Source organism: Schaalia sp. lx-260, assembly GCF_021083645.1.
Classification (GTDB): Bacteria; Actinomycetota; Actinomycetes; order Actinomycetales; family Actinomycetaceae; genus Pauljensenia.
This window is the reverse complement of record NZ_JAJNRQ010000003.1, coordinates 169,850-195,887: the sequence shown is the minus strand read 5'-3', so window position 1 is coordinate 195,887 and position 26,038 is coordinate 169,850. Positions and strand designations below refer to the sequence as shown.

Sequence of the window (26,038 nt, the reverse complement as noted above, 5' to 3'; positions counted from 1 at the left end):
ATAATCTGAGTAAAGAACGGAATCAATACGACAGAACAGATCATCAAATCAGAATTTTTGAATGAAGTCTTCTGCGGTCAAAGTTCCAGTACGCATTGCAGAAAAAAAGCGCGGTGCGGTTGTATCCACAAGGAGCACAGAAGAACCTGCAGCGGTTTGTTCATTGAGAGAAGCAATAGGTGGTGCGCCGACGAGCTGATCTTTTTGAGCTTTCTTGAAAGCAAGTAATAAGCGCGCCACATCAAGAACAGAAGCATTTTTATCCACAGTGATAGCGCTTGAACCTGCCCGTTCAAGTGACAGGGTGCGCCCAGGATGAACAAGAGTCGAAGGTGAAAGGGCAGTAGCTACGGTTTGTGAAATAACTTGTCGTTGCCGTTGAGTACGACCAATATCGCCCAGAGGATCGGCGTAACGCATCCGTGAGAAAGCAAGTGCCGTGGTTCCATCAGATACATGACAGCCAGCAGTCCAATTCAGTTGAGAGTACTCATCTGACACGTCCATATCCATGCATAATTCAATGCCGCCGAGTGAATCAACGATGTGCGCTACGCCGCCCATTCCGATTTCCACATAATGGTCAACGGTGAGTGTGGTGAGTTTTTCAACGGTTTGCACTAAAAGTTCAGGGCCGCCGTATGAATAAGCGGCATTAATTTTTGACCAACCGTACTCAGGTATTTCCACGTAGGTGTCGCGTGGAATAGAAACCATTGACGTTTGCCCGTTAGGAGCTTGGTGAATCAGAACAATTGAATCTGAGCGTTGCCCTTCGGCTCCGTCGCTGACAGCGCCATCAGCACGCGAATCTGAACCAGCAAGTAACCATGTAGTACCCGGAGTATCAGGGGCGGCAGAAAGCGCAGAAACTCGTTCTAAATGAGCGTTTGCATCCCATATGAGAAAAGCAGGCCATCCTACGAAAATAAGTATCGCCGTGACTAAAACACCTACTAAAAAGCCAGGCCAGCGACGACGTTTACGTCCCGGTGAACGTGCAGGGACCGTAGAGGGTGAAACTCTATTTGTTGGTGTAAAACCTGAAAAACGCGGGGAGGAAGCCGGGGCTGAACGTGCAGGATGAGGGTGAGGGGAAGTAAGTGGAGTGCGCCGCGCAGGTTGAAAAGATGGCGGCATAGTGGCTTGAACGCGATGCGGTACTTCTTGACCAGGTAGGGGAGTAGAACGAGAACCTGAAGATTCACAATGATCAGAAGTGGGAGTACCTGTGTCCTGATGACGAATTGAACGACGCTCGGGTACAGCACGACGATCGACACGTGGACTAAAAGATGGAGGGAGAGTCTGGTGATCTGATAGCTCAGAATTGATGGGAGAATCAGACTCTTTGAGCGAATGTGGAATAGAAGGTGAAAAATCTTCCTCTTTTTGCTGTTCCAGGGAGGGGTTGCGTGGGCGCTGTCGTTTACGTGAAGGATCTGGTGAAAAAGAAGGAGGCTGAGTGGTCATATTAGTTCTGGGGAGGGCAAGAATCGGCTACCTGAGTTTCTGCGGCAGGCGCAGTGGCTGGGGCATTTTCAGAGGGGGTGGGAGTACTTTCTGAAACGGAAGATGATGGTGCTGCTGAATCTGGTGCGGTATTTTCTGTTGCCTGAGTAGGGGCAGTGACTATGGTTTCTTCACCTGAAATATCACGGTAAAGCGTGCCGATGGGGAAAGCAGAATCAGATTTCAAGGCTTCCCATACGGGACGAGCACGCGGGAGATCTTCTATAACGCGATTGAGGTCCCAAGGCGCAGGAGCATTCGGCATAGTGATGAATTGAAGACCGCTGCGCTCTAAAGAGGTCAGGGAAAGCATGAGTCCTGCTGCAGTGTTGATGTCGGCTAAATTCTGGGAAACTTTCAGAGCAGAAACTGTGGCTTTTAAGAAAGTGAGTAAAGAGGGTAAATCTGTCAGATAATTCTTAGACTTCAATGTTTTGAACATAGCGCCAACTAATTGATGCTGGCGGCCAATTCGTGAAAGATCTGAACCATCACCAAGATTGTATCGAGCGCGGGCATAAGCTAACGCCTGAGTAGAATCAATATTGTGGCATCCGGCGGATAAACTTAAACCGGATAAAGCATCGTAGACTTCTTCTTCAAGGTTAAGCCACACGCCACCTAAAGCATCGACCATTGATTTGAAGCCAGAAAAATTCACGACAACGAAAGCATCAATTGTTAGACCAGTTAATTGTTCAACGGTGGCTTTCGTGCAGGCAACACCGCCTGCGAGGTCATCTGTGACCGCTCCTGTTGTAAAAGCGGAGTTAAACATGCCGTCATAGGGCCGTGTTTGTGAGCCATCGGAACGCGTACAACTGGGGATTGCTGTAATAAGATCGCGAGGAATTGAGACAACTTGGATACGTGATCGGTCAGCGGATAGGTGAACAACCATTGTCGTATCAGATTGAATGGTGGAAAGTTCCTCAGAACTCCCATAGGCACGTGGATCTTCACCGTAACGTGAATCAACGCCAGAAACCAAGATATTGACTGCCTGACCTGTAAAAGGATCTCCTGGAGGTTCTTCCTCAGGTTCACTTTGAGGCATGACATTCTCAAAGGCAGAAATATCTAGGGCACTGTCGGATACTTGTCGCGCCAAGTCAAGGTAGATCCCTAAAACAGTTGTGCTGACAAGCAGAACAATACTCAAAAGAGCAGCGCACATCGTTTTCCATACCCCGAAACGGTAAGGATAAGTTGCAGCATGAGCAGCAGGGACAGTATCCGAATGTTGTGTATGAGATGTCATCGTCACGAGTCTAAAGGGTTGAAAGAAAATATGGGATTTGACTGTGGAACATGTTGCAATTGTGTTGAATTCTACTGTGTGCCACCAGGGGAGTCAGAGGAAAAGCCAGATGCCTCAGTAGAGGATGGGACAACAGGTGGGGTTTGTGCGTTCTGGAGGGCAACTGCGCGTGCCAGTTGAGTGAGTTTATGTTCGGTTTGAACAGAGCGACGGTACGAGGTCATCATCTGCGCGAAGAAAGCAATAGTAAGGAAATAAACCAAAAGGTTGATGCCGCGTTCAACACCGATCAAAGTGGCGAATTGGTTTAAGAAATGTGGAAAAAGAACAGCAAAAACAGCCAAAACAATAATAAATAACGTGCCAAGTCTGCGCAGAGCTTGATGTTGCGCTGTTTTTACAGGTTTGAGCATGAAAAAAATAAGGATCAATAAAGCTAAGACGAGGATAGCTTTAATTAACCAGTAGCTTGGCATAATTACCCCAGAATCAGGTCGACGAGAATATTGACAGAGTTAAGTAAAGACTGGCCTTTCGCACGTGAATAATCTGTGTAATCAATATGCACAGGCATTTCAGCCCACGGCAGACGTGTACGCGCAAGTTCATTCACGATTTCGCTGGCGTGTGCCATGCGACTTTGACGTAGGTGAATACGTTTGACAGCATCCATACGCAGTAGACGTAAACCATTATGCGCATCAGTGAGGTGCAGGCCTGTTTGCCAGCGCGTGACCATGGCAGCCGTTTTAAGAACGAGGCGTTTCAAAGGGCTGATATCCACTTGCCCTTCAAGAAAACGTGAACCGTAAATAATCGCAAGATCATCTGCTAGAGCGCGTTCGCGCATAGCAACAGCATCCGAAACACGATGCTGCCCATCCGCATCAAAAGTAACGGCATAACGGGCATCAGTGTATTTCGTGAGGTAATCGAAACCTGTTTGTAAGGCTGCCCCTTGGCCAAGATTAATCGGATGCGTGATGACTGTGGCACCGGCATTCAAAGCAGCTTGACCTGACTTATCTGTGGAACCATCATCAATGCACACAATATGTTCAAATGTGGGCAGAGCAGCGCGTATCACATCGCCGATTACTTGTTCTTCGTTATACAACGGGATAACGAGCCATGTGTCATGAATAGGCTTCATGAAACCAGTATTTCACACTGTTCTATGTGTGGTTGTTATTTATGCGCATATGTGTGATGTCTGTGTATTTCCTTGCCTAATGGGGAATGGCATTCCACATGAAACACATAGGTAGGCTGCCTCCTCTGAAAGCCCTATGTAGCGTAGTATCGCTGTAGTACTTCTTATCCTTGTAAGGCACTCATAGTCCTGAATAGTCCTGAATGACGAAAGAGATCCGCATGAGCGAACTATCCTCACGTAAAGAACTTGGAATTGAAGAAACACCGATTCCCGGATTTTTACGCATTGATTTAACAGTGCATGGTGATAATCGTGGATGGTTCAAAGAAAACTGGCAGCGAGAAAAAATGGTGGACCTAGGCTTGCCAGACTTTCATCCCGTGCAGAATAACATCTCTTTCAATGATGAAATTGGTGTGACACGAGGAATCCATGCTGAGCCGTGGGATAAATTCGTTTCTGTTGCCACAGGCAAAGTTTTCGGCGCATGGGTGGATCTGCGTGAAGGCCCCAGTTTTGGAACGGTTTATACAACAATTATTGATCCGTCTGTTGCGGTTTTTGTTCCTCGGGGAGTAGGAAATGCCTATCAGACCTTGGAACCTCACACGGCCTACACGTACCTTGTAAACGATCACTGGTCACCGCAGGCTCAGTACACGTATGTTCATTTAGGTGATCGCACTGCAAATATTGCATGGCCAATTCCATTGGAACACGCGATTATCTCTGACAAAGATCATGCTCATCCTGCTCTTGAAACAGTCATACCTTTTCCTGCGCAGAGGAATAGGCGACAGCGAGTACTCGTCACCGGTGCAAATGGGCAACTGGGACGAGCGATGATGCAGCGTTTAACGGATGCGGGATATCAGGCTCACGGTGTGGATTTACCAGATTTTGATATATCTGATGAACAGGCCCTTGCGAACGTGAACTGGTCCGAGTATGACATTGTGGTTAATGCAGCGGCTTGGACACAGGTGGATGCTGCTGAAACTGATGAAGGACGGCCCTTGGCTTGGCGTGCGAATGCGACAGGTCCTGCCCTTTTATCACGTGTCGCAGCTCGTCATGATCTGCTCCTTGTTCACGTGTCCAGTGAATATGTTTTTGACGGGAAACACAGTATCCATACAGAAGATGAGCCCCCAAGCCCCTTGGGAGTGTACGGACAATCAAAAGCTGGCGGAGACGCGGCAGTATGCGCTGCTCCACGCCACTACCTTGTAAGAACCAGTTGGGTTGTTGGCGAGGGAAAGAACTTTGTGCGAACAATGATGAGCCTTGCTGAAAGGGGAGTAAAGCCCGCTGTGGTCAACGATCAGGTAGGCCGTCTTACTTTTACGTCAGAACTTGCTGAAGGGATTATCCACCTGATCTCTCAGCGCCCTGAATACGGGACATATAACCTGTCATGTGAAGGGGAAGTCACCTCATGGTTTGATATTGCTCAGCGTGTCTTTGAGCTATGTGGAAAAGACCCGCAATCAGTGACACCTGTATCTACCGAGGAGTATTTCCACGGAAAAGAAGGCATTGCCCCGCGCCCATTACATTCGTTACTTGATTTAACGAAAATCAAAAAGGTAGGTTTCACGCCGCGTCCTGCACACGAATGTTTGGATGAATACGTGAAAGTAGCTTTGAATCAATAAAAGGCAGATTCGCTGCTTGTGCTACAGGGTAGGTTTTTGCTGCTCAGGATTTCCTCTGTTATGCATATGTGAGTACACAAGGTGAATATAACATCAGGAAAGTGCAGGAAAGCCTCAAAAATCCTGGGTTATTGCCCGGAATCCTGAATAAATAACGTGTACATAAAGACCTGCGTTCACTAAAAATAAACAGGGAATATGCGTTAGACTCCCAAGGATTGGAAATGCTACCATCTGCTGACGAGAATCCGGATGTGCGTGTTTTATCGGTGAAAAACACGATATTGAGGTTACAAGTGAGGGTGTGACATGAATAAGCGAGATGCCATTCGTTTCGGTACGGTTGTTTCCTCACGCGATAACAACCTTGATCTTATTCGCTTTGTCAGTGCAATCGCAGTGATTTGGTCGCATTCATTTTCTTTAACTCAAGGGCCTCACAGTTTAGGGGCTTTTTTGGATCAGTGGACTGACCAGCGCCTGAGCTTTGGTGGTATGGCAGTTGCTGTATTTTTTCTTTACGGTGGCATCCTCATTGCGAAAAGCTGTGAAAGCCATCCAGATACACGTAAATTTTTTATTGCTCGCTGTCAAAGAATTTTCCCACAACTCATATTTATTGTCCTTTTCTCAACATTCGTGTGGGGTGGGGTATTGACAACTCTGTCAATAACAGACTATCTAACGAATGGTGAAACCTACCGGTATTTACTCAACGCCATTCTTATTCCTGTTCATACTTTGCCGGGTGTTTTTACATTTAATCCTTATCCTGAAGTAGTCAACGGCTCTTTGTGGACACTACCGGTTGAATTTGCTGCATATATTCTGTGTTACCTTATTTTTCGATTAACGGCTTTTCGGAAGAAATCCTATATATGGACCATTATCGTCGTAATCGCTTGCGCAGTTGTCTATTTTGCTTTCTTTCATCTGTATATGCTGAGCGTGGTACGCGCCGTTCTTGAGTTTTATATTGGTGTGTGTTTATGGGTGTGGCGTGACAAAATTATTTTGCGTCCCTCATGGGGTATTTTGTCGATATTCGCAACGATCGTTTTATGCTACTTCGGTTGGGATATCGCTGCGATGCTCGTGACTTTCCCTTACGCATGTCTGTGGTTAGGGTGGGGGACACGACGTAAGTTTTCTCATTTTGCCAAATACGGGGAATTTTCTTACGGCATTTACTTGTGGGCTTTCCCCTTACAGCAGACACTCGTATTCTTATGGCCAACACCTATGCATTGGGCAGTAAATGCCTCACTTATATCCCTTATTGCAATATGCGGGGGTATCTTCAACTATCACGTCATTGATAAACCTGTGATGAATATGGTGCGTCGCCGCCGAAAAATTACTGCCAGCACCAGTCACATGTGATGCGTAGGCACGCGAGTATCAAAAATGCTCACAATGAGGACTTAGATGTGACTGAAGCTGCGCACTCCCTTACACATTATGAGTTTTTACTGTCTGAAGTGAGGAAATCAGGTAAATCTGAACTATCGTTCTCATACCAGGCGAGTAGGTCATCAATATATGTTGCCGCGTAGGAATAGTAGGTCAGAAGCCACTCGCCGACATCATCTCCTTCGGCTTCTTTTGCTAGTGCCCACACATACCAACACCAGCCGGCAAAAACAACGTATGCCCAGAAATGACGCATTTCTTCGTGTGTAGGTATGCGGTCAAAGTAATACCGTAAAGCTTGTTGTGCCTTGTCGGGGCACAATCGTGTACACACAACTAGTGTCCCAAAATCACTGGCCACATCAGACATGCCAGCATATTCCCAGTCAATTAAATGAATGGTGTTATCTGTTTCAATGAGGAAATTTGGTGGATAAAAATCGTTATGGCATGGCACGTGAGGGAAATCATCATTATCGGCTTGAGTTTTAAGGCGGAGGATTTTTTCACGTAGTTCAGCGTATTCTGGTAAATCAATGGGACCATGCTGTTCTAGTACGCGCTCGTAAGAAAAGCTTTCAGAAATAAAATCGAATGAACGAGAAAGCGTTTTACCGCTGTTATGTAGGGTGCGGGCCATACGCATTGCTTGAGCTAGTTCTTCAGGATTTTCTGGGTCAAGATTGCGCGTATGTGGAATATAACGTGAAATTTTCCAACCAGAATCTGGATCTCCTGAAATAAAAGTTGAATCTAACCCTAAATCAGCGGCAAGATGCATAGCCTCAAATTCTGCTTGTCGATCAACAAGTTTGCTGGTTCCTGTTCCTGGATGGCGGTACACGTATTCTTTACCATCGAGGGAAAAATGGCAGGAAAGATTTGTAACCCCTTGTTTCAGTGGGAAAATATCGTGGATATCATTGATAGGGCAATGAAGGACAGAAGAAATATTATGGAAAACCTCAGAGTCAATATTTTCCATAAATAACGGATCAAAATTGCGTAATTCATCAACAGAATCAAATTCATTAATCATTCCTGCGGGATAGCGACGTATCACCATGTGCAAATCTTTAATGTGGTCAAGATAAATGGATTCCCACAGTTGTGGCACGGTACGCGGTAAGTCATAGACCTTATCGAGGATACGACAGAATGTGCGTGAGAATTCGCGGTCGAAATACACATGTCCGAGCATTGTCCATGAATCGTGACCACCGATAGTTGCTCCGGTGATTCTGTCGCCAGGGCCTGTCGTTATACACCATTCTTGTGTGGGGCCCTCAATGTATTGAGCTGAATAATAGGCTTGGTAGACGTGTGATTCAAAAGGATTTTCGGTGAAATAATCATCGGAAGAACAAATATATGTGTTGGCGAGTTGATCGCGTACACGCCACAGCGAGCCATTGTTATTACGTGTCGCGTATTCGTCATTAATAACGAGTTTCACGCCAAATTTTTTAGCAAGGTAGAAGAAATACTCTTTTTTATAGCCAACAACGATAGTGATGTCAGTGATACCTGCCTCAATGAGTTGACGAATTTGCCTTTCAATGAGGATTTCACCGCGTACACGCAGAGTTCCTTTAGGTCGCTCATAAGAAATTGGCGCAAAACGTTGGGATAAACCGGCTGCCATGATAATTGCGTTATTGACACGATAAGGAGCAAGGGCTGCGCGACCCGCATCTGTAATAACTTTGTTGGCTATGTAGCCGCGTTGTTCGCATATGCGCACGGCAGTGTTGATGCGTCCCAGCGATATCTGTGTTTTTTCGTGAAGTTGCCGCTGGGTGAGGGGAATATGAGCGCATGAAAGTGCGTAAAGAACCTCAAATTCAGATCGGGTGAGCGAATCCATGTGTATCAACCAATCGTGTGTATGCCAGCTCAATTATGTTCAATTTTACTGCAGGAAGCGGTGCGGGTGAACGATTACGAGGATAAAACACAATATATTGCTGCGCACATAATCAACTAGTTATCTAATAAAATCTCAAAAAGATCATTTCCTGACGAGGAAAATATAGGAAAACTCCCCTTTTATTTGTCTAGCAGCCCCAAAAGGTAAGCTCCATAACCGGATTTAACCAATGGTTCGGCGCGTTGACGTAAACCCTCATCGTCAATAAAGCCCATACGCCATGCGACTTCTTCGGGCGCGCCAATCTTCATACCTTGACGTGCCTCAATAGTGCGCACAAAAGCAGTGGCATCAGCCAAAGAATCAAAAGTTCCTGTATCAAGCCACGCACTTCCGCGGGGGAGTACCTCTACGGCAAGCGTGCCGGCTTGTAAGTAGGCCTTGTTAATATCAGTAATTTCATATTCACCACGCGCAGAGGGCTGTAAATTCCGTGCAATGTCAACAACATCGTTATCGTAGAAATACAAACCAGGCACAGCGTAATTTGACTTAGGATTTGTGGGTTTTTCTTCAATTGAAAGCGCAGTGTAATTCTCGTCAAATTCAACGACACCGTATTCCTGCGGGTTTGTCACATGGTAGGCAAAAACAGCGCCACCATGCGGATCTACATGTCGGCGCAGGCGAGTGCCCATACCTTGCCCATAGAAAATATTATCCCCGAGAATAAGCGCGGCACTTTCGCAGCCAATATGATCGGCACCTAAAACAAAGGCTTGTGCCAGACCGTTAGGAACTGCTTGAACAGCGTAAGTAATATGAACACCCAGCTGTGAGCCATCACCCAGTAAACGTTGGAAAGCTGGGGCATCATGAGGTGTTGTAATGACAAGGACATCCTGTATTCCAGCAAGCATCAGCGTGCTCAGGGGGTAATAAATCATGGGTTTGTCATACACAGGAACCAGCTGCTTTGAGGTTCCTAAAGTAATGGGATTAAGTCGAGTACCTGAGCCACCTGCCAGAATGATGCCCTTCATTGTGCCTCCTGCTTGCGTGAAATCTGCTCCTCTTGATTATGCCCTCTGAATCGGGTTCTAGCTAAACCATTCATTGAAAAGCCGCCAGAAATTACGATTCCCATACGTTGAACACTGATCTCCCGTGCCGCTTAAGTGACGTAATGCGGCAGCATTAGGCTGGTAAGGGGTGTAGTTGTACAAAGCCGCAGTTGCACGATTTGCCATAGTGACCCGTGAACCGCCACAACTTGCATTCGGGTGATATCCCACCCATGAAGTGCGTCCGGCTGCATGATTGAATTTATGAGGTTCCTCGCCGTACTGCACAAGGCGTGAGGCTGCTCCATATACCTGCAAAGGGAATGAAGCATAAGCTGAAGAACAAGGAGCTGAATCAGGACACGCATACCCCATAGCTTTGCTATACCTAGTCTGGCTTAGGCTATTACCACTGGCAGTAAGTAGGCCTTGTTCTTTTTGAAGCATGGTGAGCAGTACCTGAGGGTTAATCCCACATGCCTGCGCTGCCTTATAAATGACTTCCGCGCTACTTTCAGAAGGAGTTCCCTGATAGGACGCGCAGTAGGGGAACTTCATTGTCGATGACGTTATTCGATAATCTTTCAAACAGGCAGTTCCATCAGAAGCTGGACGACATGAACGGCCTTTCTCAGATAAGAACTGTTGGATAGCGCCAGTGGACATTGTGTGCGCGTTAAACATCTGGGCATCAGATATAAGAAAGGCGGGGTTAAAACCACTGGCAGGAGCGGCAGAACCAGAATCAACGAGCGCCCCATTTTCGTCGAAATAGTAGGTGGTGTTATTGATAACTCGGCTGCCGGTGGCCATAGCGCCACTGGGTTCAAGGTAGTACCAGTAGGCCCCGAGTTTAATCCAACCGGTTGTCATTGCGCCGCTAGAGCCAAAGTGATACCAGTAGGTTCCAAGTTTGGCCCAACCTGTCGTCATTCCTCCGTTAGAGCCAAAGTGATACCAGAGGCCACCGATATTCTTCCAACCGGTTGCCATTACCCCAGTGGAATCAAAGAAGAACCAATATCCTCCTATTGATTTCCAACCGGTGGCCATAATGCCGGTAGGTTCGAGGTAGTACCAGTAGTCTGCGACTTTGATCCAACCGGTTGTCACTACTCCGTTGGAATCAGCGAAATACCAAGCGTTTTGATACTTTACCCATCCTGCGCTCAGAGCACCGCTGTTGGCAAAAAGATACGTGGTTTTATTGACCATGTACGGGCCGGTAACCATGGTGGCATCAACGTCAAAGAAATACCAGGTTCCGTTGATTTTTTGCCAACCGGTGACAAGCTCCCCATTGGAGGATACCCAGTACCACTTGCCGTTGGCTTGAGTCCAACCACTGGATGCCTGCGAGCCGCTATCAGTGAAAAGGTACATCTTGCCGCTGATGACACGCCTTCCAACTGCCATAGTGCTATCGGAGTCGAAGTAGTACCAGGTGCCGTTGATTTTTTGCCAACCGGTTGCTAATGCGCCATTGGAGGATACCCAATACCAAGTGTTTTGAAGTTTGAGCCACCCCTGTGGGGCTAGTGCTCCGCTATCGGTGAAGTAGTAGAGATCTGAGTCAATGATACGTTTCCCGGTGACCATTGATCCATTGGAATCAAGGTAGTACCAGGTTCCGTTGATTTTTTGCCAACCGGTGAGCATATCGCCATCATCAGAGAGGTAATACCATACTCTGTCGATTTTTTGCCAACCGGTGGCCATCGCACCATTGGAATTGAAGTAATACCATTTATTGTTGATTTTTTGCCAACCGGTTGCCATTGCGCCGTCAGAGCCCAAGTAAAACCATGTGCCCTCTGATAGCAGCCAGCCGATGTGCTTTTGACCGGTGCTGAGCACGTAATACCATGATGTGCCTCCGCGAGAATTTGTGAGCTGCTGCCATTGCCCAGCCGGGGAGGAATTTGAGCCTGAAGTGGCAATAGAACGGATGACTCCGAGTTTTGCATATCCCATATTTCCTGGACATTCGGTAGCTCCGTTATCGCGGTGTCCAGAAATACGTGGGAGGTAGGCGACTTGGCCGGCTGTGTATTTTCCGCTGTTACCTTGAGCTGTAAAAGAACCGGAAGACATCGGGTCTACGCCTGCTGCTCGTAGATGCGCGCCAGCAAGTTTGCCAACTGTGTCCAGTGTTGCTTCCGAAGGAGCAACGGTGCTGTACGTGCCGAGCATAGAAATCCCCATGGTTCCAGTGTTAAAACCATAGGAATGGCCGCCTACAACCATTTTGCCGTTACGAGCAGCTGCTGATCCGGAACGTCCTTCGTAAGCACGTCCCCATTTATCGACGAGGAAGTTGTAACCGATATCGCCCCACTCTAAGGTGACCGCGTGGTAATGGTAGATACCTCGAACGATTCCGGGAGCTTGGTCACGTGTGTAATTATTTGTTCCCGCTGTGTGGTGAACAACGACGAAAGGTGCGTAGGCCTCAGATCGTGGCCATGTCATTTCTGATTCGTCTGCTTGCCATTGTGAGCGACTGAAAAATCCGTAGGACAAGGACTCAGGTATTGATGTGGCAATACTACGCGCAGAAGTTACTGCAGCCGAGGTTCCTAAACTGCCGATGCGTCCAATGAGTCGTTCCGATAGTGCTGTGGTGTGAGAAAGAGTGGGATCGGGTGTGTCGCTGTTTTGCGAATTTTCTTCCTCAGGTGAGGAAAGTTCTATGTCTGCATCACTGTCTTCTTCGATGAGGGGTGTGCCAGGTGCCTCAACGGTTTCCAGATCACGGTCTTCCAAAGCGACGGTGCCAGAAGGCTGTGCGGGGATGAGGGAGAGCTGAAGTTCAGGGGGGAGGTTATTTGGATTACCAGTCACACGAATTTGGACTCCGTCGGCGGTGCCGGTGATGAAAGGTTCAGTTCCGGGGTGTCCTACATTGTCATCACGCCCTGAAGCAACTTCGGCTTCGACCTCATGCCACGGGGACCAGTCATCATTTTCACGTACACGCATGTAGATGGATGTGCCTTCAGGTAGATCTGCGCGTCCAGTCCATGTTAGGCCCGCAACTGTGAAGTCTTGGACTTCCAGTGGCTGGGTCAAGATCGCGGCATCGTGGGGAGCGTCAAGAGCATTTTCGCCTGTGGAGGATAACGCTCCGCGTTGGAAGTAGTGCAGGGAGGCGCCGCCATTTCCGGCGGGTACTGTTTCTAAAGCTGCAGTGGCTGCTGCAGTGGGATTACCTGCTTCATCGGTTAGTTGCAGTATGCGAACAGGAGTTTTTCCCTCAAGGGCGTTATCGGCAGCATATGCAAGGGAAGCGCCCAGAGTGAGGGCCACCAAGACTGTAGGTGTGGCAAACCTCAGTAGTCTTTTCCAAGACATTATGTTACTCCTGTGACAAATGTTGATAATGTGACATGTGAATACAACATAACATGAACATTTCACAAAGTCACGTGGGAGTTTTTTGCCCAGAAGCGGCATAATCAAGTCAGAGCATTTATCTGGCAGGAGTACTACTTATGCATATCGTTGTTACAGGTGGAGCAGGTTTCATCGGCGCAAACTTTGTCCACACCCTCCTTGAGGATCATCCTGAGGTCGATATCACAGTTCTAGACAAATTTACCTACGCAGGTAACCGCGGCTCCTTAACGGTGACACAACCAGAACACAACGCACGTCTAAATATCATCGAAGGCGACATCACTGACGCAGACCTTATTGATTCCTTGGCCGCACAAGCTGACGCAATCGTTCACTTTGCCGCAGAATCACACAACGATAATTCCCTGAATGACCCTTCTCCCTTTGTCATGACAAATCTGGTGGGAACCTACACGCTATTAGAAGCCGTGCGCCGACACCATGTGCGTTTCCATCACATCTCGACAGATGAAGTTTACGGTGACCTTGAGCTTGACGATCCTGCAAAATTTACACCAACAACACCATACAATCCCTCATCGCCTTACTCCTCAACGAAAGCAGGCTCAGACCTCATGGTTCGCGCATGGGTGCGATCATTTGGAGTCGAAGCAACCATCTCAAACTGCTCCAATAACTATGGGCCGTTCCAACATATTGAAAAATTCATCCCACGTATGGTGACAAACCGCCTGCGAGGTATCCGCCCTCGACTCTACGGAGAAGGGCTAAATGTGCGTGATTGGATCCATGTGCGCGATCACAACACCGCAGTGTGGGAAATCCTCAATCATGGACGTATAGGCGAAACCTACCTCATCGGCGCCGACGGTGAAACGCAAAACAAAGAAGTTGTGCATATCCTGAACGAACTCATGGGATATTCAGCAGATGACTACGATCATGTTGCTGATCGCGCAGGGCATGATCTGCGCTACGCAATCGATGCAACGAAACTCCGTGAAGAACTTGGATGGGAACCTCAATACACAGATTTCCGATCCGGACTGGCAGACACAATCGAATGGTACCGAAATAATGAACAGTGGTGGGCGCCACTAAAAGAAGCTGTCGAAGCAAAATATGCTGCTCAAGGACAATAAAATCTGAAAACTTCACTCAAGTGCAGGACTACATGAAGGAAAATTGCCTAGCAGTGCTCCTTCGAGCTAGTCCTGCACTTGCTCTATACATCTATTACATCGCCGAATTTGCCAATAAGTGATTCAGGTATGGCTCCGCTTGTCACCGTAGCGTCGTGACAAGTTCATGGTAGGTTGTGAGCAACTGACATGCAGTACACGGTTGTACATGAAACTGCGACAGAGTGACTGAATAGGAAGGAAACCTCATGGACCTCATAGTTGTCGGCTCAGGACTTTTCGGCTTAACTGTCGCACAACAATGCGCTTCACGTTGGGGACTGAAAGTAACGATCGTTGACCGTCGTCCCCATATTGGCGGAAATGCATACTCCGAAATTGATCCCGACACCGGAATTGAAGTCCATACCTACGGTGCCCATCTTTTCCACACATCAAATAAACGAGTCTGGGAATACGTCAACCAATTCACGACATTTACCAATTACACCCATAAAGTGTGGACTACCGTCGGTGGCGTGGTTTACCCCATGCCCGTGAATCTGGGGACTATCAACCAATTCTTCAACAGTGCCCTAACTCCGACACAAGCTCGTGCGCTTATCGCTGAACAAGCAGCAGAAATAAGCGGCGAAGACATCACAGATTTTGAGTCACGAGGTATTTCCCTTGTCGGCCGCCCCCTCTTTGAAGCATTCTTCAAAAACTACACTGCGAAACAATGGCAAACAGATCCTCGCGATCTTCCGGCTTCCATCATCTCCCGTTTACCTGTGAGGTACACCTACGACAATCGCTATTTCAACGATACCTACGAAGGCCTCCCAACGGACGGCTATACCGCATGGCTCACTCGAATGATTGACGATGAGCGTATTGACGTTGTTTTAGATACAGACTTCTTCGACCCGAACCACCCCTTAAATAAAGCCGCGGTTGCCGGTCAAATTCCGATCGTATACACCGGGCCAGTTGACCGATACTTCGACTATTCGGCAGGCGATTTATCGTGGCGAACTGTTGATTTCGAGAAAGAAGTCCTCGACATTGGTGACTTCCAAGGCTGCCCCGTTATGAACTATGGTGACCTTGATGTTCCCTACACGCGCATCATTGAATTCCGGCACTTCCACCCCGAACGTGACTATCGCACCGATCGCACGATTATTGCACGTGAATTTTCACGTTTCGCCGATCATGGTGACGAACCCTACTACCCGGTGAATACTGCGCAAGATCGTCAGCGTATTTCCGCTTACCGTGAACTGATGGCTGACGAAAAGCATGTTTTCTTTGGAGGGCGACTCGGAACCTACGCATACCTCGATATGCATATGGCTATTGCTTCTGCTCTGACGATGGTCGATAACGACCTCGCCCCAATTTTTGATGCCCGCAGCATCCGCTGATACGGCTCAGACATTGAAAATAGGGGAGGCTCACGCCTTTTAAGGCGTGACCTCACAAGAGTAAAGTTGCGCTTTCAAATTCGGCAATCCTTTGTACGTCCTCGCAGGTGTATTCAAAGCGATCAACGAATACAACGGACATTCCCCGTGCCCAGCAATTGACGATTCGTGCCATATCATTGTAAGGATCTTCGCTCAGTAGTAGCACGCGTGAAATATCTGAGGGTATGTGAGACATAGTGCCGTTCAGTACATCTTCGATATGAGGTGCCGTATCCAGGAGCGGGACAACAACAGAATCCGCATGTGACATCAGCTCACTGAGCGCATCTGAGCAATTCTCAGGCAACGGCCCAGGCCACATGTAGGTTAGAGGATCGATGCACTGCAGGAGTACCCATTCACCAGAAAACGGATAACTGAGTGCCGATTCTTCATCGGAATGTACGCGAATATTAAGGAACGTATCTTCGGGTACGTACATGTGCTCATGCTGTTGCGGCCCCTGTTGCACGTGCTCGGAGGCAAAAAAAGGAATGTGCGACATGACATTACCTACAGCTTCTTTATCTGTGCGTAGCGTATTTTCTGGGCGAAAAACCGTTGCAGGGTAATACACAGACCAGCCATAGAGCGTGGCAGATGCGCTCCACATAATGTTTTGCCAGGTGCAGCCAAGATCTATAAGAACATGCCCTGCAGGATCATCCCCGTAGAGTGCAGGTGAAAAATCTTCCCCCAAGGCATTCGCTGTTTTTGATAGCCAACGCGCAACTACTGGAGCTCCCAGCTCTGTGCGATCATGACCGTAGAAAGTGAGGGAAGGGCCTAGTCGTCCCGCAAGAGAATGAGTGAGATCAGATAGATACGTCATGCTCAGAGCCTAGCGTGCGAGAGGAAAGTCAGCGACTCTGCATATAAGAGTCCATCAAATGAAATAGGGATTTTGTGCTGTTAAGAGGGCTTCCAGCACTTTTCTGAAGGGAAGAAAGGAGCTACTTTGTCGAAAATAGGAAAAATATTCCTATAGCAGCATGTTGCTCATAATGATGACAATATCTCAAATACCTCATACCACTTGACTTGAACGAATGACACGCGTGTAATTCTCATATTGGCCTTATCGCAATGAGGAGAACCTCGTGTGGAATATCCTTGGAGACGGACCTATTACATGGTCTGACCCCTTTGACGCATCGACGGCTGGAGCCGACGATGGTCCTTTGGCATGGCAGCAGCATGCGTTATGCGCTCAAACAGATCCGGAAGCATTCTTTCCGGAAAAAGGTGGCTCAACCCGCGAAGCAAAAGCAGTATGCCAATCATGCGAAGTCCGTGCAGAGTGTTTGGAATACGCCCTCGCTAATGACGAACGATTTGGTATCTGGGGTGGTCTGTCAGAACGCGAAAGACGACGAATACGACGATCAGCAGTATGAAAGACAACATGTCTGTGAGCACTGAGCTCGAATACGTGACATGAAAATACGATCATAAAAAGTGTGTGCAGGTCCGAGCACACACTTTTTCTTTGGAAAGCCACCTGGAAAACCTCGTACCAGTGCCGATAAAACACAACGCACACATAAGCTGGCCGGCACGCATGCGCAATAGTACGGTGAATGGAAAATCCTACGAGAGTTCTTTTTCTAACTCATCTGGTGGAATAGTTAAAATATGTGAAATTCGCTCAATGATGAGGCGACGCAAGAAAACAGCGAGTTGATCGGAAGTAACTCGTTGAAGGACAGGAAGACGATGAATCACAATCCGATCAGGTAAGCCACGGCGACGATCCGCCGGAAAAATACGCGCCAAAATAACAGTGGAATCCTCCCAAAACGCAGGAAGCGAAGGAGGAACATCCTCAACAGCAAATTCAATGGTACCTACCGCTGGCCACCGCTCAGTAAGTTCTGCGACGATTCTGGCAACGAGTGCATCAAAATGTTCACGCCGTGTACGCCAGCGTGGAGTTGAAGGAGGAAAAAGCACATATCGAAGGCCGCGACCATGACGATCACGAAAAGGAGAACGATGCAATGCTACGGACACCCCCTCACTCTATCGCTCAGAAATCTATGAAGTAGCATAGAGTAGTTCGGTGATTTCGGTTCGACATTGTTCCAAACCAGGGTGTACTCGTCAGTCTGTAGCGACCCTGACATACGATTACCATGAATCAACGGCGGTTTTAGGTCCTTTGGCAACAGCTGCTGAACCGCACACATATGATCTCTGCGAACTTCACGCAGAACATCTCACCGTGCCACGTGGATGGCAAGTTGTTCGACTTCACACAACTTTTGAACCAGCTGAGCCTTCAGAGGACGACCTCATGGCTCTTGTAAATGCAGTACGCCAAGCAGCACAATCTCCACGTACGACTGCAGATAATCACAACAATGCAACAGTACATTCCCTCCACGAACACCGTTCACGTACAACACCACCTGAGCCTCATGAAATCGAATATGGTCCTTTTGCCCAGCCCCGCAGCAACAGCACCGACCAAAGCGCACAGATCGAAGATGCTCACCGCAGTCCACTTGATCCGCAATCCCCGTGGGCTAAACGCCGCGATCAATTTCGCATAGTCCCTGAAGAAAAAGACGACGATACTACGACACGTTAAAAGGTGTACGCATTGCGTGTGCTCGACGTTGCTGAGCACTCTTTTCTTGCTGCCAGAGGCGCTGACACTCCCGATCACGTAAGACAACCAGAACAGCCGCGAGAAAACGTTCAGGATGGGTACCCTGCGGTGGTAGCGGGGCAACTGAGGTACTTACACGTTGAGCCAATGATTCAGCAGCCTGTGAACGCATAGCAGGCTGTAAGATCCGATTCGTGCGCAAGAAGCCTAAAACCTCACGGTGAAGCTCAGATGAAATTGGCAGAATTTGAGCAGTCGATGCCCATTGTGCCAAATCCGGAGGCATAAGAATAGGTGGATACGCATATGACTCAGGTTCAGCAACCACAATCGTGCCCGCAGCAAAATCTCCCAAACGTTTACCGCGCGGCGAAACAATTGCACTGATGAGTGCCAAAGCACCGAAAGAAATCCACACATCCATCAGACCAACGAGAGTGCGCATAGCGACATGACGAGCAGTAATAACGCCGCCATCATCACGTACCACGCGCAAACCGAAAGCCCATTTCCCTAAAGAAGAACCACGTGTACATAACTCCACACAAAAAGGAATGATGAGGGCGACCGTGACAAAAAGGGCAATGAATAGTGTCCGTGTAAGTGATTGACTGGCATTATCAAGGTGAAAAAAGAATACGCGCACAAAAACAATCGAAGCGAGTATTCCCAGACCAATATCAGTAAAAGTTGCTGCAATACGCACTAACGGAGAAGCCGGATGAATGTCGAGTTCAACAGCCGCGCCGGTCACAATAGATTCGTCAGGTATTCGTCGATACACAGTGCGGTTAGTTGAGCGAGAATCGATCATATATGACACGCTAGCGGAGTGAACATAGAAGCGCTCGAAGTTGCTCACAGCACGAACTGGCAACGGTTACATGAACTGTCGCGTCGTCGTCGTTTGAATGGGAAAGAAATCGAGGAACTGACTGCCTTATATCAGCAGGGAACTGCGGATTTGGCTGAAGTAAAGACTTTGATGGCAGACCCGGATATCACTCGTCGTTTATCTCGTGATCTTGCGCAAGCACGTGCGCGTTTAACAGGTACATCGGGCGGGTCTATAGAAGCGATTTCACGGTGGTTTTGCGTGATTTTACCTGCTGCTTTGTATCAGATTCGTTGGTGGATTGTGGGGGTGACAACGGTTTTTCTTCTCGTTTCCTCCGCACATGCCCTCTGGATACTGTGGCATCCATCATACTTTGCATATTTGGGGTCTGAAGAAGCTCTGAAAAGCTATGCTCAAAAATCTTTCGTCAAATATTACAGCCAAGATACAAGCGCAGAATTTGGTATTTCTGTGTGGTTTAACAATGCTTTTATCGCTTTACAATGCGTGGGTGCTGGAATCACAGGTTTCTATCCAATTCAAGTTCTTTTCGCAAATGCGGCTTCTATTGGGACAACGGCTGCCATTGTGATCCAATTTGGTGGAGTGTGGCATTTCTTCCGTTTCATTTTGCCGCATGGGCTTCCTGAACTGACAGCAGTTTTTATTTCAGGAGCAGCCGGTTTACGTGTTTTTTGGGCACTTATCGTTCCAGGTTCACTTACACGTATGCGAGCGGTTGCTCAGGCTGGACGAACAATGGTGACGGTAGCCGGAGGCTTAGTGATCCTCCTCTTCATTTCAGGGATGCTTGAAGGGTTTGTTACCCCCTCATCTTTACCGGATGCTGTGAAAATAACAGCTGGTTCCCTCGTTGTGATTGCCTTAGCTCTGTATATCTGCGTCCTTGGGCGACGTGCTTATATGGCGGGCTACAGCGGGGATATTGAAAAAGACGCGGGCTACGATTACGTGACGGCTGGCTAATGGGTTTCGGTTTTACTTGCGCTGGAAAACCATCACAAACGTCCTGATTTCTTCAAAGCAAGGTACGTGTCAGATAGGTGAGCCGCTAAAAGACCTGCATCCGTAGTGATAACAATAGCTCCTGTACGCTGAAGCTCATGCGCACCCGCGCGTGTCTCACGTAAAGCAGCATGAGCTGCAATCACGTCATATACGTCAGTGGTAGGCGGGGGAGTATCTGGACTCATTTCATAATGATCGGCCGTATGAGCGTGTTTTTTATGCTGATCGTGTGATTGTGCCATGCGAAGGATCGTAGGATCTTGAGCGCTGGCCACAATGACCGTGTGAGTACGTGTTAAAAGAGCGACAGCTTCGTATAGCTGAGGGTCTGTACCAGCAGGAGGCAGATCAGTGCACAAAACCACAAGGGATTTATGATGCACTGTACGACGTACTTCAGTGATGAGGCGCTGCCAATCCATTGGGAGCAGCGAAGGACTGATATCAGCTAACGATAGGCCACACTGGCGTAGCAAGGCTGGACCTTGCACCCCATCAACCCGCGCACGGACAGAACGATCCATTGCTAAGAAATGCACGTGGTCGCCTGCACGATCGGCAAGGGTCGCTAAAAGAAGTGCAGCCTCAATGCTGGCATCCATACGTGGTGCGACACCGAGATCAAGGGCATCGGCGTTAGAAGAATGCTCAGGAGCGCCTAATAACAGAGCGCCGGAACGCCCGCAGTCAACAATAATAACCACATGCCGATCACGTTCTGGCCGCCAGGTGCGAACTATTAAATCCTGTGAACGAGCTGAGGCTCGCCAATCAATATCGCGCGGATCATCACCGCGCACATAGGTGCGCAGTGAATCAAATTCTGTGCCAGGACCTCGTAAAACAACAGCTGTGCTTCCTTCCAACTCATGTAAGCGTGCAAGACGTGAAGGCAGTAATTTTCTTGCACGAAATTCAGGAAGAACTGCAATAGATGCCGGTGCCGATAAAGAGACTTGGCGTGCGGCTAAACCTAAAGGCCCCCAGACGCGAATGGTGATGCGATCACAACGGCGTGTTCCCCGTTGTTTGGGAGAGAGCACAGTAGTGACACGCACACGATCATGTGCAGCTAAACGAATATGGTGGTGTGAGGGTGTTGGCTGCATCGAAGGCGGCCAGGCATCACGGATAGTGAGTGTTGCGCCGCGACGAGTAGGGTTCTCAATCCACAGGTCACATGTTGTGCTCTGGTCTGCACGTATATTGTCATTGACATGACGTTCTATACGAAACTCACGAGGAGAAAGCGCGCATACAGCATCAATGAGCGCCAGAGTAAGTGACAGGAAGATCCACCCCCATGCTGTTGAAAGTGTGGGGGAAAATATGAGCAGGAAGATTCCGCAGGCTATAAGGACTGCGGTACGCCACGATAAAGCCATTAGCGTGGCACCGCAACTGTTGTCAGTAGTCCTTCAAGTACTGTGCGCGCACTGATCCCTTCAAGATCGGCTTCAGCACGTACACTCATGCGGTGAGCTAAGGTGCTGATAGCCATATCTTTTACGTCATCTGGCGTAACATAGGCACGTCCTTGAAGGAAAGCCCAGACGCGACTGGTCCGAAGCAAAGCTGTTGCTCCACGCGGTGAAACTCCTAAGCGAACAGACGGTGAGGTACGTGTCGCGCGAACAAGATCCACCATATAGGTCAAAACTGCGGGCGATACTTCAATACGTGAAGCTGCTTGACGTGCAGCAAAAATATGTTCAGGTGAGGCAACAGCTTCAATACCTGCTTTTGCTAGCTCAAGCGGGTCGAAACCTTCTTGATGGCGAGCAAGTACGTGAATTTCTTCTTCACGACTGGGTAGCGACAAATCAAGTTTGACGAGGAAACGATCAAGTTGTGCTTCAGGTAACGGATAAGTGCCCTCATATTCCACAGGATTTTGTGTAGCGATCACCATGAAAGGAAAATCTAGGGGATGGGTGTGGCCATCAATGGATACCTGGTGTTCTTCCATTGCTTCAAGCAAAGCCGACTGAGTTTTAGGAGGAGTACGGTTAATTTCATCTGCAAGAAGCAAATTGGTAAATACAGGCCCCGGCCTAAATGTGAAAGAGGAAGTCCCCGAATCCCAGACCATAGAGCCAGTGATATCAGCGGGCATGAGGTCAGGAGTAAATTGCACACGAGACATATTCACATTGAGCGCTGTTGCCATAGTGCGCACAAGCAAGGTTTTCGCCACTCCAGGAACACCTTCCAGCAAAGCATGTCCACCTGCAATGAGGGCAATGACCAGACCTGTGACAGCGCCTTCTTGTCCGACGACGGCTTTAGCGATCTGTGTACGTAAACGGAAGAACGCTTCACGTGCTTCCCGCGCTTGTGGGGTAAGAACAGGAGAAACAGATGAGGTAGGTGTTTCCTGTGTTGGCACGGGTTCAGTAGCAGGGCTGAGAGAAGAAGCAGTATTCAACACACTGGAATTATCCTGAGGGGTGGGGGTAAAAGGCTGGTCAGTCATGAGAAATACTTTCTTCTAATTCGTTGAGAGAATGAGCAAGGGCAAGGAATTCTTTTTCAGTTTCAGGTGCTTTACCCCACAATAAGTGATATGTGAGGTGTTCATCAATACCTTGTCGAGTGAGAGCTGCGTGGAGTTCTTCAGGAGCAGCGCAATGAGCTATGCCAAGTGAAGAAGCGAGTTTTTCAGCAGTTTTCACTCGGAGAAGATGAGCAGCATAGCCATAATCGCCGGACTGTTTTAGTAATCGAGCGCGTCCAATAACTGTTTCGGCGCTCGGAACCGGGGTGGGAATATCTTCGCAGACGAGCCTACCTAATCGTTGTCCGCGCGCGCATCCATAGGCAAGAAGGGCTACGCCAAGTAAAAAGAGCATGGGGATAAGGAAAGGCGGGGTTAAATCAGGTAACTCATCCAGAGTATCTGCGGGGGAAGGTGTGTACCAGACTATAGATCCGGTGCGGCCAAGAGTGCTGATCGCTAAGGAAGCATTTCCGTGTTCGGCTATCTTTTGATTGGTAACGATGGATGAATCGCTGAAAAGAGCACGCCATTTCCCTTGAAGTGTGCCTTCAGCATAGGTATACACGTCTTCTTCCAAAGGGAAACAGCCTATCCAGTTTGGGTCGCTCAGCTGAACACCATAGGTGCTGGATGAGAGTGTGCGTGCACGTTGTGCAGCAGGTAGATCGCACGAAGCGTGAAATTCTGAGGCTGTTGAACGGCTTGGATATACGGTGACACCAGGAAAAGGAGGATCGTACATTTGTTGTAGACCTATGTACGTCATTGAAGGAAGTTCAGCGAATGCTTCAGAAATTTCATGAGGCATTTTCCACGGGTGGGGAACTACCAAGATTGTGTGATCTTTTTGAGCGTGTACTAAAGCGTCACGGGCAGAAGATGCGACATGTACTTTCACACCGTGTTCACGTAAGACTTGTACGAGGGCGCGTGCTCCTTGTGGTCCGGGATTGTCAGGGGACAAAGGAGTTTTATCAAAAGAATCTGCGGTGTAGAAGAATGTGATGATACCTGCGCATAGGGTAATTGTGATAACGGTAAGTATTTGTCGGATTTTCTTCCACAGTACTCGTGGTGTTGGTGCGAGGAGTATCGCGCTTTTTCGTGTCATGGTCGTTCACCATCTTGAGCGGTATAAGAAGCGCGAATATTTGCGTAAATATTTTGTGTGAGTTGGATAAGAAGGGTGACGTCAGTATTTTGCGCATTTTCGTCACCGTAACGCACAGCGTCAAAAAGCTTAGCCGCATGATTAAGAGCATCACTGTGTTGAGGTGTAGCTGTAGTTAATGCGAGGGCAACTTCACGTGCTGTGACACCGGGACCGTCATGAATGTGATGATCTTGAGCCAGTGTAAGAACCATTAACCGGAAAGCCCATATGTAGGCTTCATTCCATTCTTGCGAATTTTCAGCGGCAGCCAAATGAGCACGGGCTTCGTCGATGGTTAGTTTTTCGTCACCAAAAACAGTGGATGATATGTGCTTTTTCTTTACACGTATTGGATTAATGACAATGACAACAATGAGGACAATGAGGAAAACAAAGAAAACTAAGAGAAGCACAAGAGAAATCGGTGGATGCCATGTTCCTTGGAAAAAGCCGTCACTGAGGGCTTTGAGAAGCCATCGAATGAAACGAGTAAGAGGGTTGAGCTCGGTTCCATATTCAGGACGGGAAAGTTCTTCACTTACCCAGCGTTGCGCTTCGTCTTGGTCAGGGGTTGGTTCCTCATACGGTAGCCACATGGTTACATACTCGCAGCCTGTGCAAGTCGTGTGGCGAGCCCTTCAATGCGCATACGACGATCAAGATACATGAGTGTGATGTATGCAGCTGTCAGCGGAATAACAATGGCAGTAAGTAAAGTGCTGATGAAATTGAGGACGACCATCGCTATGGCTGGGGGCATCACAATCATCAGAAGTGCGCCGAATGTGCTGATAACGGTTGAAATAACACCACTTGCTGCTGCGATCGCTAAAGTGATAAGCACGTAGCGGCCCAGTGTGGCCCAAAAAGCGCCGCGTGTGAGTTCCCATGAGCGTTTCAAAGCGGGGAAAACTTTTTGTCCTTCGATAGCCACGATCGTTGGAGTGTAGATCAAGCGCATGGCTAAGAAAAGCATAAACAGCAAGAGCGTAATGACCCCGATAATACCGATGAGTACGGATATCCATATTTCAAATTGTCCAATGAAAATGCATATAACAAGGATCAGGACCATGAAGGCCACAGGGATTCCTGAAATAAGGGACACCATAAAGGTTGCACCTAAAATTGAAACCACATGTGGACGCATACGATCCCATGCTTCCCCGAAAGTGATCAGACGCCCAAGAACAGCCTCACTGACAGACATAGCCAGTATGCCTTGAAGAACACTGGTAGCAATAAAGGTCAGGAATTGCACTCCAATCCCACCAACAATAAGGTGCGAAAAACCTGCTGCTACTTCTGTGAGCATGTCATCAACGCTACCGGTGGGATTTTCTAGGTAGTTCAGGAAAGAACCGAAAAACCAGTAATTTAAAAATGCGTTGAGGAAGGCAAGAACCGCCATGATAGCGACAGAGAAACCGAACATCACCACTGGATTTGATCGTATTGCCCTGAAAGTTCCTTCAAAAAGTTCAGCAATATTGAGTGGTCGTAGCGGTATGATTCCTGGGCGTGCTGCCTGAACCCAGGATTGAGCGCCCGCCCATTGTTGATCTTGGGGGGCCGTTGACCAAGGGCCTGCCTGTTCTGGTAAAGACTGGGATGGGTCATGTGGTGGGGGAGTCTGCTCTGATGTGCCCCACTGAGGTTGTGCTGTGCTTCCATATTCGGCAGCAGGAGAGTTTTGTGGTGCTGCCGGAGCAGTAAATCCTTGAAACTTTGGGGATTCGGGAGAAGTCATAGATGGCTCAGGAGGTACAGAATGAGGATTTTTCCAAGGATTTTCAGGGATGTTCGGGTCCGTCATGAGTATCTCCCTCAGTATCTTGCGTTGCTATTCACAGAATAATCAACAAAAGTGAACATGTCTTGCTGTGTCTTATTGCCTGTGTGGAGCATCAGGGGTGTGTATTGATACTTCTGTGGGGAAGGGCGCCGATGATCTGATAAGAAGGAGAGGGGCGATGGAGAAAAAAGGTAAAGAAAACGCAAAATCATATTTTTTTGT

At 48.2% G+C, this 26,038-nt stretch carries 22 protein-coding genes; 7 read left to right on the top strand and 15 right to left on the bottom strand.

What is annotated here, in order from left to right:
• Positions 1 to 48: 48 nt before the first annotated feature.
• The 4 genes from LRP57_RS04875 to LRP57_RS04860 form a co-directional block, all read right to left on the bottom strand.
• Positions 49 to 1,473, bottom strand: a complete 1,425-nt coding sequence (locus LRP57_RS04875) for an LCP family protein (RefSeq protein WP_231205411.1) — start codon at positions 1,471 to 1,473, stop codon at positions 49 to 51.
• 1 nt (position 1,474) lies between these two features.
• Positions 1,475 to 2,773 carry an LCP family protein gene (locus tag LRP57_RS04870; RefSeq protein WP_231205410.1) on the bottom strand — a complete coding sequence of 433 codons (1,299 nt, stop codon included), beginning with the start codon at positions 2,771 to 2,773 and terminating at the stop codon, positions 1,475 to 1,477.
• Between the two features lie 71 nt (positions 2,774 to 2,844).
• Positions 2,845 to 3,249: a DUF2304 domain-containing protein gene (locus LRP57_RS04865; protein ID WP_231205409.1), complete on the bottom strand. Its 405-nt coding sequence runs from the start codon at positions 3,247 to 3,249 to the stop codon at positions 2,845 to 2,847.
• A 2-nt stretch (positions 3,250 to 3,251) separates the two neighbouring features.
• Positions 3,252 to 3,926, bottom strand: coding sequence for a glycosyltransferase family 2 protein (locus tag LRP57_RS04860; protein ID WP_231205408.1), 675 nt, complete (start codon positions 3,924 to 3,926; stop codon positions 3,252 to 3,254).
• 221 nt (positions 3,927 to 4,147) lie between these two features.
• Here LRP57_RS04860 and LRP57_RS04855 point away from each other — a divergent pair, with 221 nt between their 5' ends.
• Both LRP57_RS04855 and LRP57_RS04850 read left to right on the top strand, forming a co-directional pair.
• Positions 4,148 to 5,587 carry a sugar nucleotide-binding protein gene (locus LRP57_RS04855; protein WP_231205407.1) on the top strand — a complete coding sequence of 480 codons (1,440 nt, stop codon included), beginning with the start codon at positions 4,148 to 4,150 and terminating at the stop codon, positions 5,585 to 5,587.
• A 309-nt stretch (positions 5,588 to 5,896) separates the two neighbouring features.
• Positions 5,897 to 6,970, top strand: a complete 1,074-nt coding sequence (locus LRP57_RS04850; RefSeq protein ID WP_231205406.1) for an acyltransferase family protein — start codon at positions 5,897 to 5,899, stop codon at positions 6,968 to 6,970.
• 76 nt (positions 6,971 to 7,046) lie between these two features.
• Here the strand turns inward: LRP57_RS04850 and LRP57_RS04845 are convergent, their stop codons facing one another.
• From LRP57_RS04845 to LRP57_RS08275, 3 genes are all read right to left on the bottom strand, one after another.
• Positions 7,047 to 8,867: a phosphotransferase gene (locus tag LRP57_RS04845; RefSeq protein WP_231205405.1), complete on the bottom strand. Its 1,821-nt coding sequence runs from the start codon at positions 8,865 to 8,867 to the stop codon at positions 7,047 to 7,049.
• 182 nt (positions 8,868 to 9,049) lie between these two features.
• Complete coding sequence (gene rfbA, locus LRP57_RS04840; protein ID WP_231205404.1) at positions 9,050 to 9,913, bottom strand: glucose-1-phosphate thymidylyltransferase RfbA; 864 nt, start codon at positions 9,911 to 9,913, stop codon at positions 9,050 to 9,052.
• Positions 9,914 to 9,970: 57 nt separating this feature from the next.
• Positions 9,971 to 13,288, bottom strand: a complete 3,318-nt coding sequence (locus LRP57_RS08275; protein ID WP_269213849.1) for an N-acetylmuramoyl-L-alanine amidase — start codon at positions 13,286 to 13,288, stop codon at positions 9,971 to 9,973.
• 140 nt (positions 13,289 to 13,428) lie between these two features.
• Between LRP57_RS08275 and rfbB the strand changes: the two genes are divergently transcribed.
• Both rfbB and glf read left to right on the top strand, forming a co-directional pair.
• A complete protein-coding gene (gene rfbB / locus LRP57_RS04820; RefSeq protein WP_231205403.1) occupies positions 13,429 to 14,436 on the top strand; it encodes a dTDP-glucose 4,6-dehydratase in 1,008 nt (335 codons plus the stop codon).
• A gap of 248 nt (positions 14,437 to 14,684) precedes the next feature.
• Positions 14,685 to 15,845 (top strand): UDP-galactopyranose mutase, encoded by a 1,161-nt coding sequence (gene glf / locus LRP57_RS04815; protein ID WP_231205402.1) that lies wholly within the window; start codon positions 14,685 to 14,687, stop codon positions 15,843 to 15,845.
• A 52-nt stretch (positions 15,846 to 15,897) separates the two neighbouring features.
• Here glf and LRP57_RS04810 read toward each other — a convergent pair whose 3' ends face one another.
• On the bottom strand, positions 15,898 to 16,719 hold the full coding sequence (locus LRP57_RS04810) for a hypothetical protein (RefSeq protein ID WP_231205401.1): 822 nt from the start codon (positions 16,717 to 16,719) through the stop codon (positions 15,898 to 15,900).
• Between the two features lie 268 nt (positions 16,720 to 16,987).
• Between LRP57_RS04810 and LRP57_RS04805 the strand changes: the two genes are divergently transcribed.
• The gene (locus tag LRP57_RS04805) at positions 16,988 to 17,284 is read left to right on the top strand and encodes a WhiB family transcriptional regulator (RefSeq protein ID WP_331274740.1); all 297 of its coding nucleotides are present in this window, start codon (positions 16,988 to 16,990) and stop codon (positions 17,282 to 17,284) included.
• A gap of 193 nt (positions 17,285 to 17,477) precedes the next feature.
• Here the strand turns inward: LRP57_RS04805 and LRP57_RS04800 are convergent, their stop codons facing one another.
• Positions 17,478 to 17,900 carry a metallopeptidase family protein gene (locus LRP57_RS04800; protein ID WP_231205400.1) on the bottom strand — a complete coding sequence of 141 codons (423 nt, stop codon included), beginning with the start codon at positions 17,898 to 17,900 and terminating at the stop codon, positions 17,478 to 17,480.
• A gap of 49 nt (positions 17,901 to 17,949) precedes the next feature.
• Here LRP57_RS04800 and LRP57_RS04795 point away from each other — a divergent pair, with 49 nt between their 5' ends.
• The gene (locus LRP57_RS04795; RefSeq protein WP_231205399.1) at positions 17,950 to 18,480 is read left to right on the top strand and encodes a DUF3499 domain-containing protein; all 531 of its coding nucleotides are present in this window, start codon (positions 17,950 to 17,952) and stop codon (positions 18,478 to 18,480) included.
• Here LRP57_RS04795 and LRP57_RS04790 read toward each other — a convergent pair.
• The gene (locus LRP57_RS04790; RefSeq protein ID WP_231205398.1) at positions 18,467 to 19,315 is read right to left on the bottom strand and encodes an RDD family protein; all 849 of its coding nucleotides are present in this window, start codon (positions 19,313 to 19,315) and stop codon (positions 18,467 to 18,469) included. The genes LRP57_RS04795 and LRP57_RS04790 overlap by 14 nt on opposite strands.
• Positions 19,316 to 19,333: 18 nt before the next feature.
• Between LRP57_RS04790 and LRP57_RS04785 the strand changes: the two genes are divergently transcribed.
• The gene (locus tag LRP57_RS04785) at positions 19,334 to 20,326 is read left to right on the top strand and encodes a stage II sporulation protein M (protein ID WP_231205397.1); all 993 of its coding nucleotides are present in this window, start codon (positions 19,334 to 19,336) and stop codon (positions 20,324 to 20,326) included.
• A gap of 32 nt (positions 20,327 to 20,358) precedes the next feature.
• Here LRP57_RS04785 and LRP57_RS04780 read toward each other — a convergent pair whose 3' ends face one another.
• From LRP57_RS04780 to LRP57_RS04760, 5 genes are read right to left on the bottom strand one after another with little or no spacing between them, the layout of a single operon-like run.
• Positions 20,359 to 21,753 (bottom strand): DUF58 domain-containing protein, encoded by a 1,395-nt coding sequence (locus tag LRP57_RS04780; RefSeq protein ID WP_231205396.1) that lies wholly within the window; start codon positions 21,751 to 21,753, stop codon positions 20,359 to 20,361.
• Complete coding sequence (locus LRP57_RS04775; protein ID WP_231205395.1) at positions 21,753 to 22,844, bottom strand: AAA family ATPase; 1,092 nt, start codon at positions 22,842 to 22,844, stop codon at positions 21,753 to 21,755. The genes LRP57_RS04780 and LRP57_RS04775 overlap by 1 nt, the downstream gene beginning before the upstream one ends.
• A complete protein-coding gene (locus tag LRP57_RS04770; RefSeq protein WP_231205394.1) occupies positions 22,837 to 23,979 on the bottom strand; it encodes a DUF4350 domain-containing protein in 1,143 nt (380 codons plus the stop codon). The genes LRP57_RS04775 and LRP57_RS04770 overlap by 8 nt, the downstream gene beginning before the upstream one ends.
• The gene (locus tag LRP57_RS04765; RefSeq protein ID WP_231205393.1) at positions 23,976 to 24,617 is read right to left on the bottom strand and encodes a DUF4129 domain-containing protein; all 642 of its coding nucleotides are present in this window, start codon (positions 24,615 to 24,617) and stop codon (positions 23,976 to 23,978) included. Before LRP57_RS04765 ends, LRP57_RS04770 begins: the two co-directional genes overlap by 4 nt.
• Positions 24,618 to 24,619: 2 nt before the next feature.
• Complete coding sequence (locus LRP57_RS04760) at positions 24,620 to 25,837, bottom strand: glycerophosphoryl diester phosphodiesterase membrane domain-containing protein (protein ID WP_231205392.1); 1,218 nt, start codon at positions 25,835 to 25,837, stop codon at positions 24,620 to 24,622.
• Positions 25,838 to 26,038: the final 201 nt, after the last annotated feature.

Bases quoted from the DNA above. Each gene is read 5' to 3' on its own strand.
- LRP57_RS04875 (WP_231205411.1), bottom strand. From the start codon at position 1,473: ATGACCACTCAGCCTCCTTCTTTTTCACCAGATCCTTCACGTAAACGA.
- LRP57_RS04870 (WP_231205410.1), bottom strand. From the start codon at position 2,773: ATGACATCTCATACACAACATTCGGATACTGTCCCTGCTGCTCATGCT.
- LRP57_RS04865 (WP_231205409.1), bottom strand. From the start codon at position 3,249: ATGCCAAGCTACTGGTTAATTAAAGCTATCCTCGTCTTAGCTTTATTG.
- LRP57_RS04860 (WP_231205408.1), bottom strand. From the start codon at position 3,926: ATGAAGCCTATTCATGACACATGGCTCGTTATCCCGTTGTATAACGAA.
- LRP57_RS04855 (WP_231205407.1), top strand. From the start codon at position 4,148: ATGAGCGAACTATCCTCACGTAAAGAACTTGGAATTGAAGAAACACCG.
- LRP57_RS04850 (WP_231205406.1), top strand. From the start codon at position 5,897: ATGAATAAGCGAGATGCCATTCGTTTCGGTACGGTTGTTTCCTCACGC.
- LRP57_RS04845 (WP_231205405.1), bottom strand. From the start codon at position 8,867: ATGGATTCGCTCACCCGATCTGAATTTGAGGTTCTTTACGCACTTTCA.
- rfbA (WP_231205404.1), bottom strand. From the start codon at position 9,913: ATGAAGGGCATCATTCTGGCAGGTGGCTCAGGTACTCGACTTAATCCC.
- LRP57_RS08275 (WP_269213849.1), bottom strand. From the start codon at position 13,288: ATGTCTTGGAAAAGACTACTGAGGTTTGCCACACCTACAGTCTTGGTG.
- rfbB (WP_231205403.1), top strand. From the start codon at position 13,429: ATGCATATCGTTGTTACAGGTGGAGCAGGTTTCATCGGCGCAAACTTT.
- glf (WP_231205402.1), top strand. From the start codon at position 14,685: ATGGACCTCATAGTTGTCGGCTCAGGACTTTTCGGCTTAACTGTCGCA.
- LRP57_RS04810 (WP_231205401.1), bottom strand. From the start codon at position 16,719: ATGACGTATCTATCTGATCTCACTCATTCTCTTGCGGGACGACTAGGC.
- LRP57_RS04790 (WP_231205398.1), bottom strand. From the start codon at position 19,315: ATGATCGATTCTCGCTCAACTAACCGCACTGTGTATCGACGAATACCT.
- LRP57_RS04780 (WP_231205396.1), bottom strand. From the start codon at position 21,753: ATGGCTTTATCGTGGCGTACCGCAGTCCTTATAGCCTGCGGAATCTTC.
- LRP57_RS04775 (WP_231205395.1), bottom strand. From the start codon at position 22,844: ATGACTGACCAGCCTTTTACCCCCACCCCTCAGGATAATTCCAGTGTG.
- LRP57_RS04770 (WP_231205394.1), bottom strand. From the start codon at position 23,979: ATGACACGAAAAAGCGCGATACTCCTCGCACCAACACCACGAGTACTG.
- LRP57_RS04765 (WP_231205393.1), bottom strand. From the start codon at position 24,617: ATGTGGCTACCGTATGAGGAACCAACCCCTGACCAAGACGAAGCGCAA.
- LRP57_RS04760 (WP_231205392.1), bottom strand. From the start codon at position 25,837: ATGACGGACCCGAACATCCCTGAAAATCCTTGGAAAAATCCTCATTCT.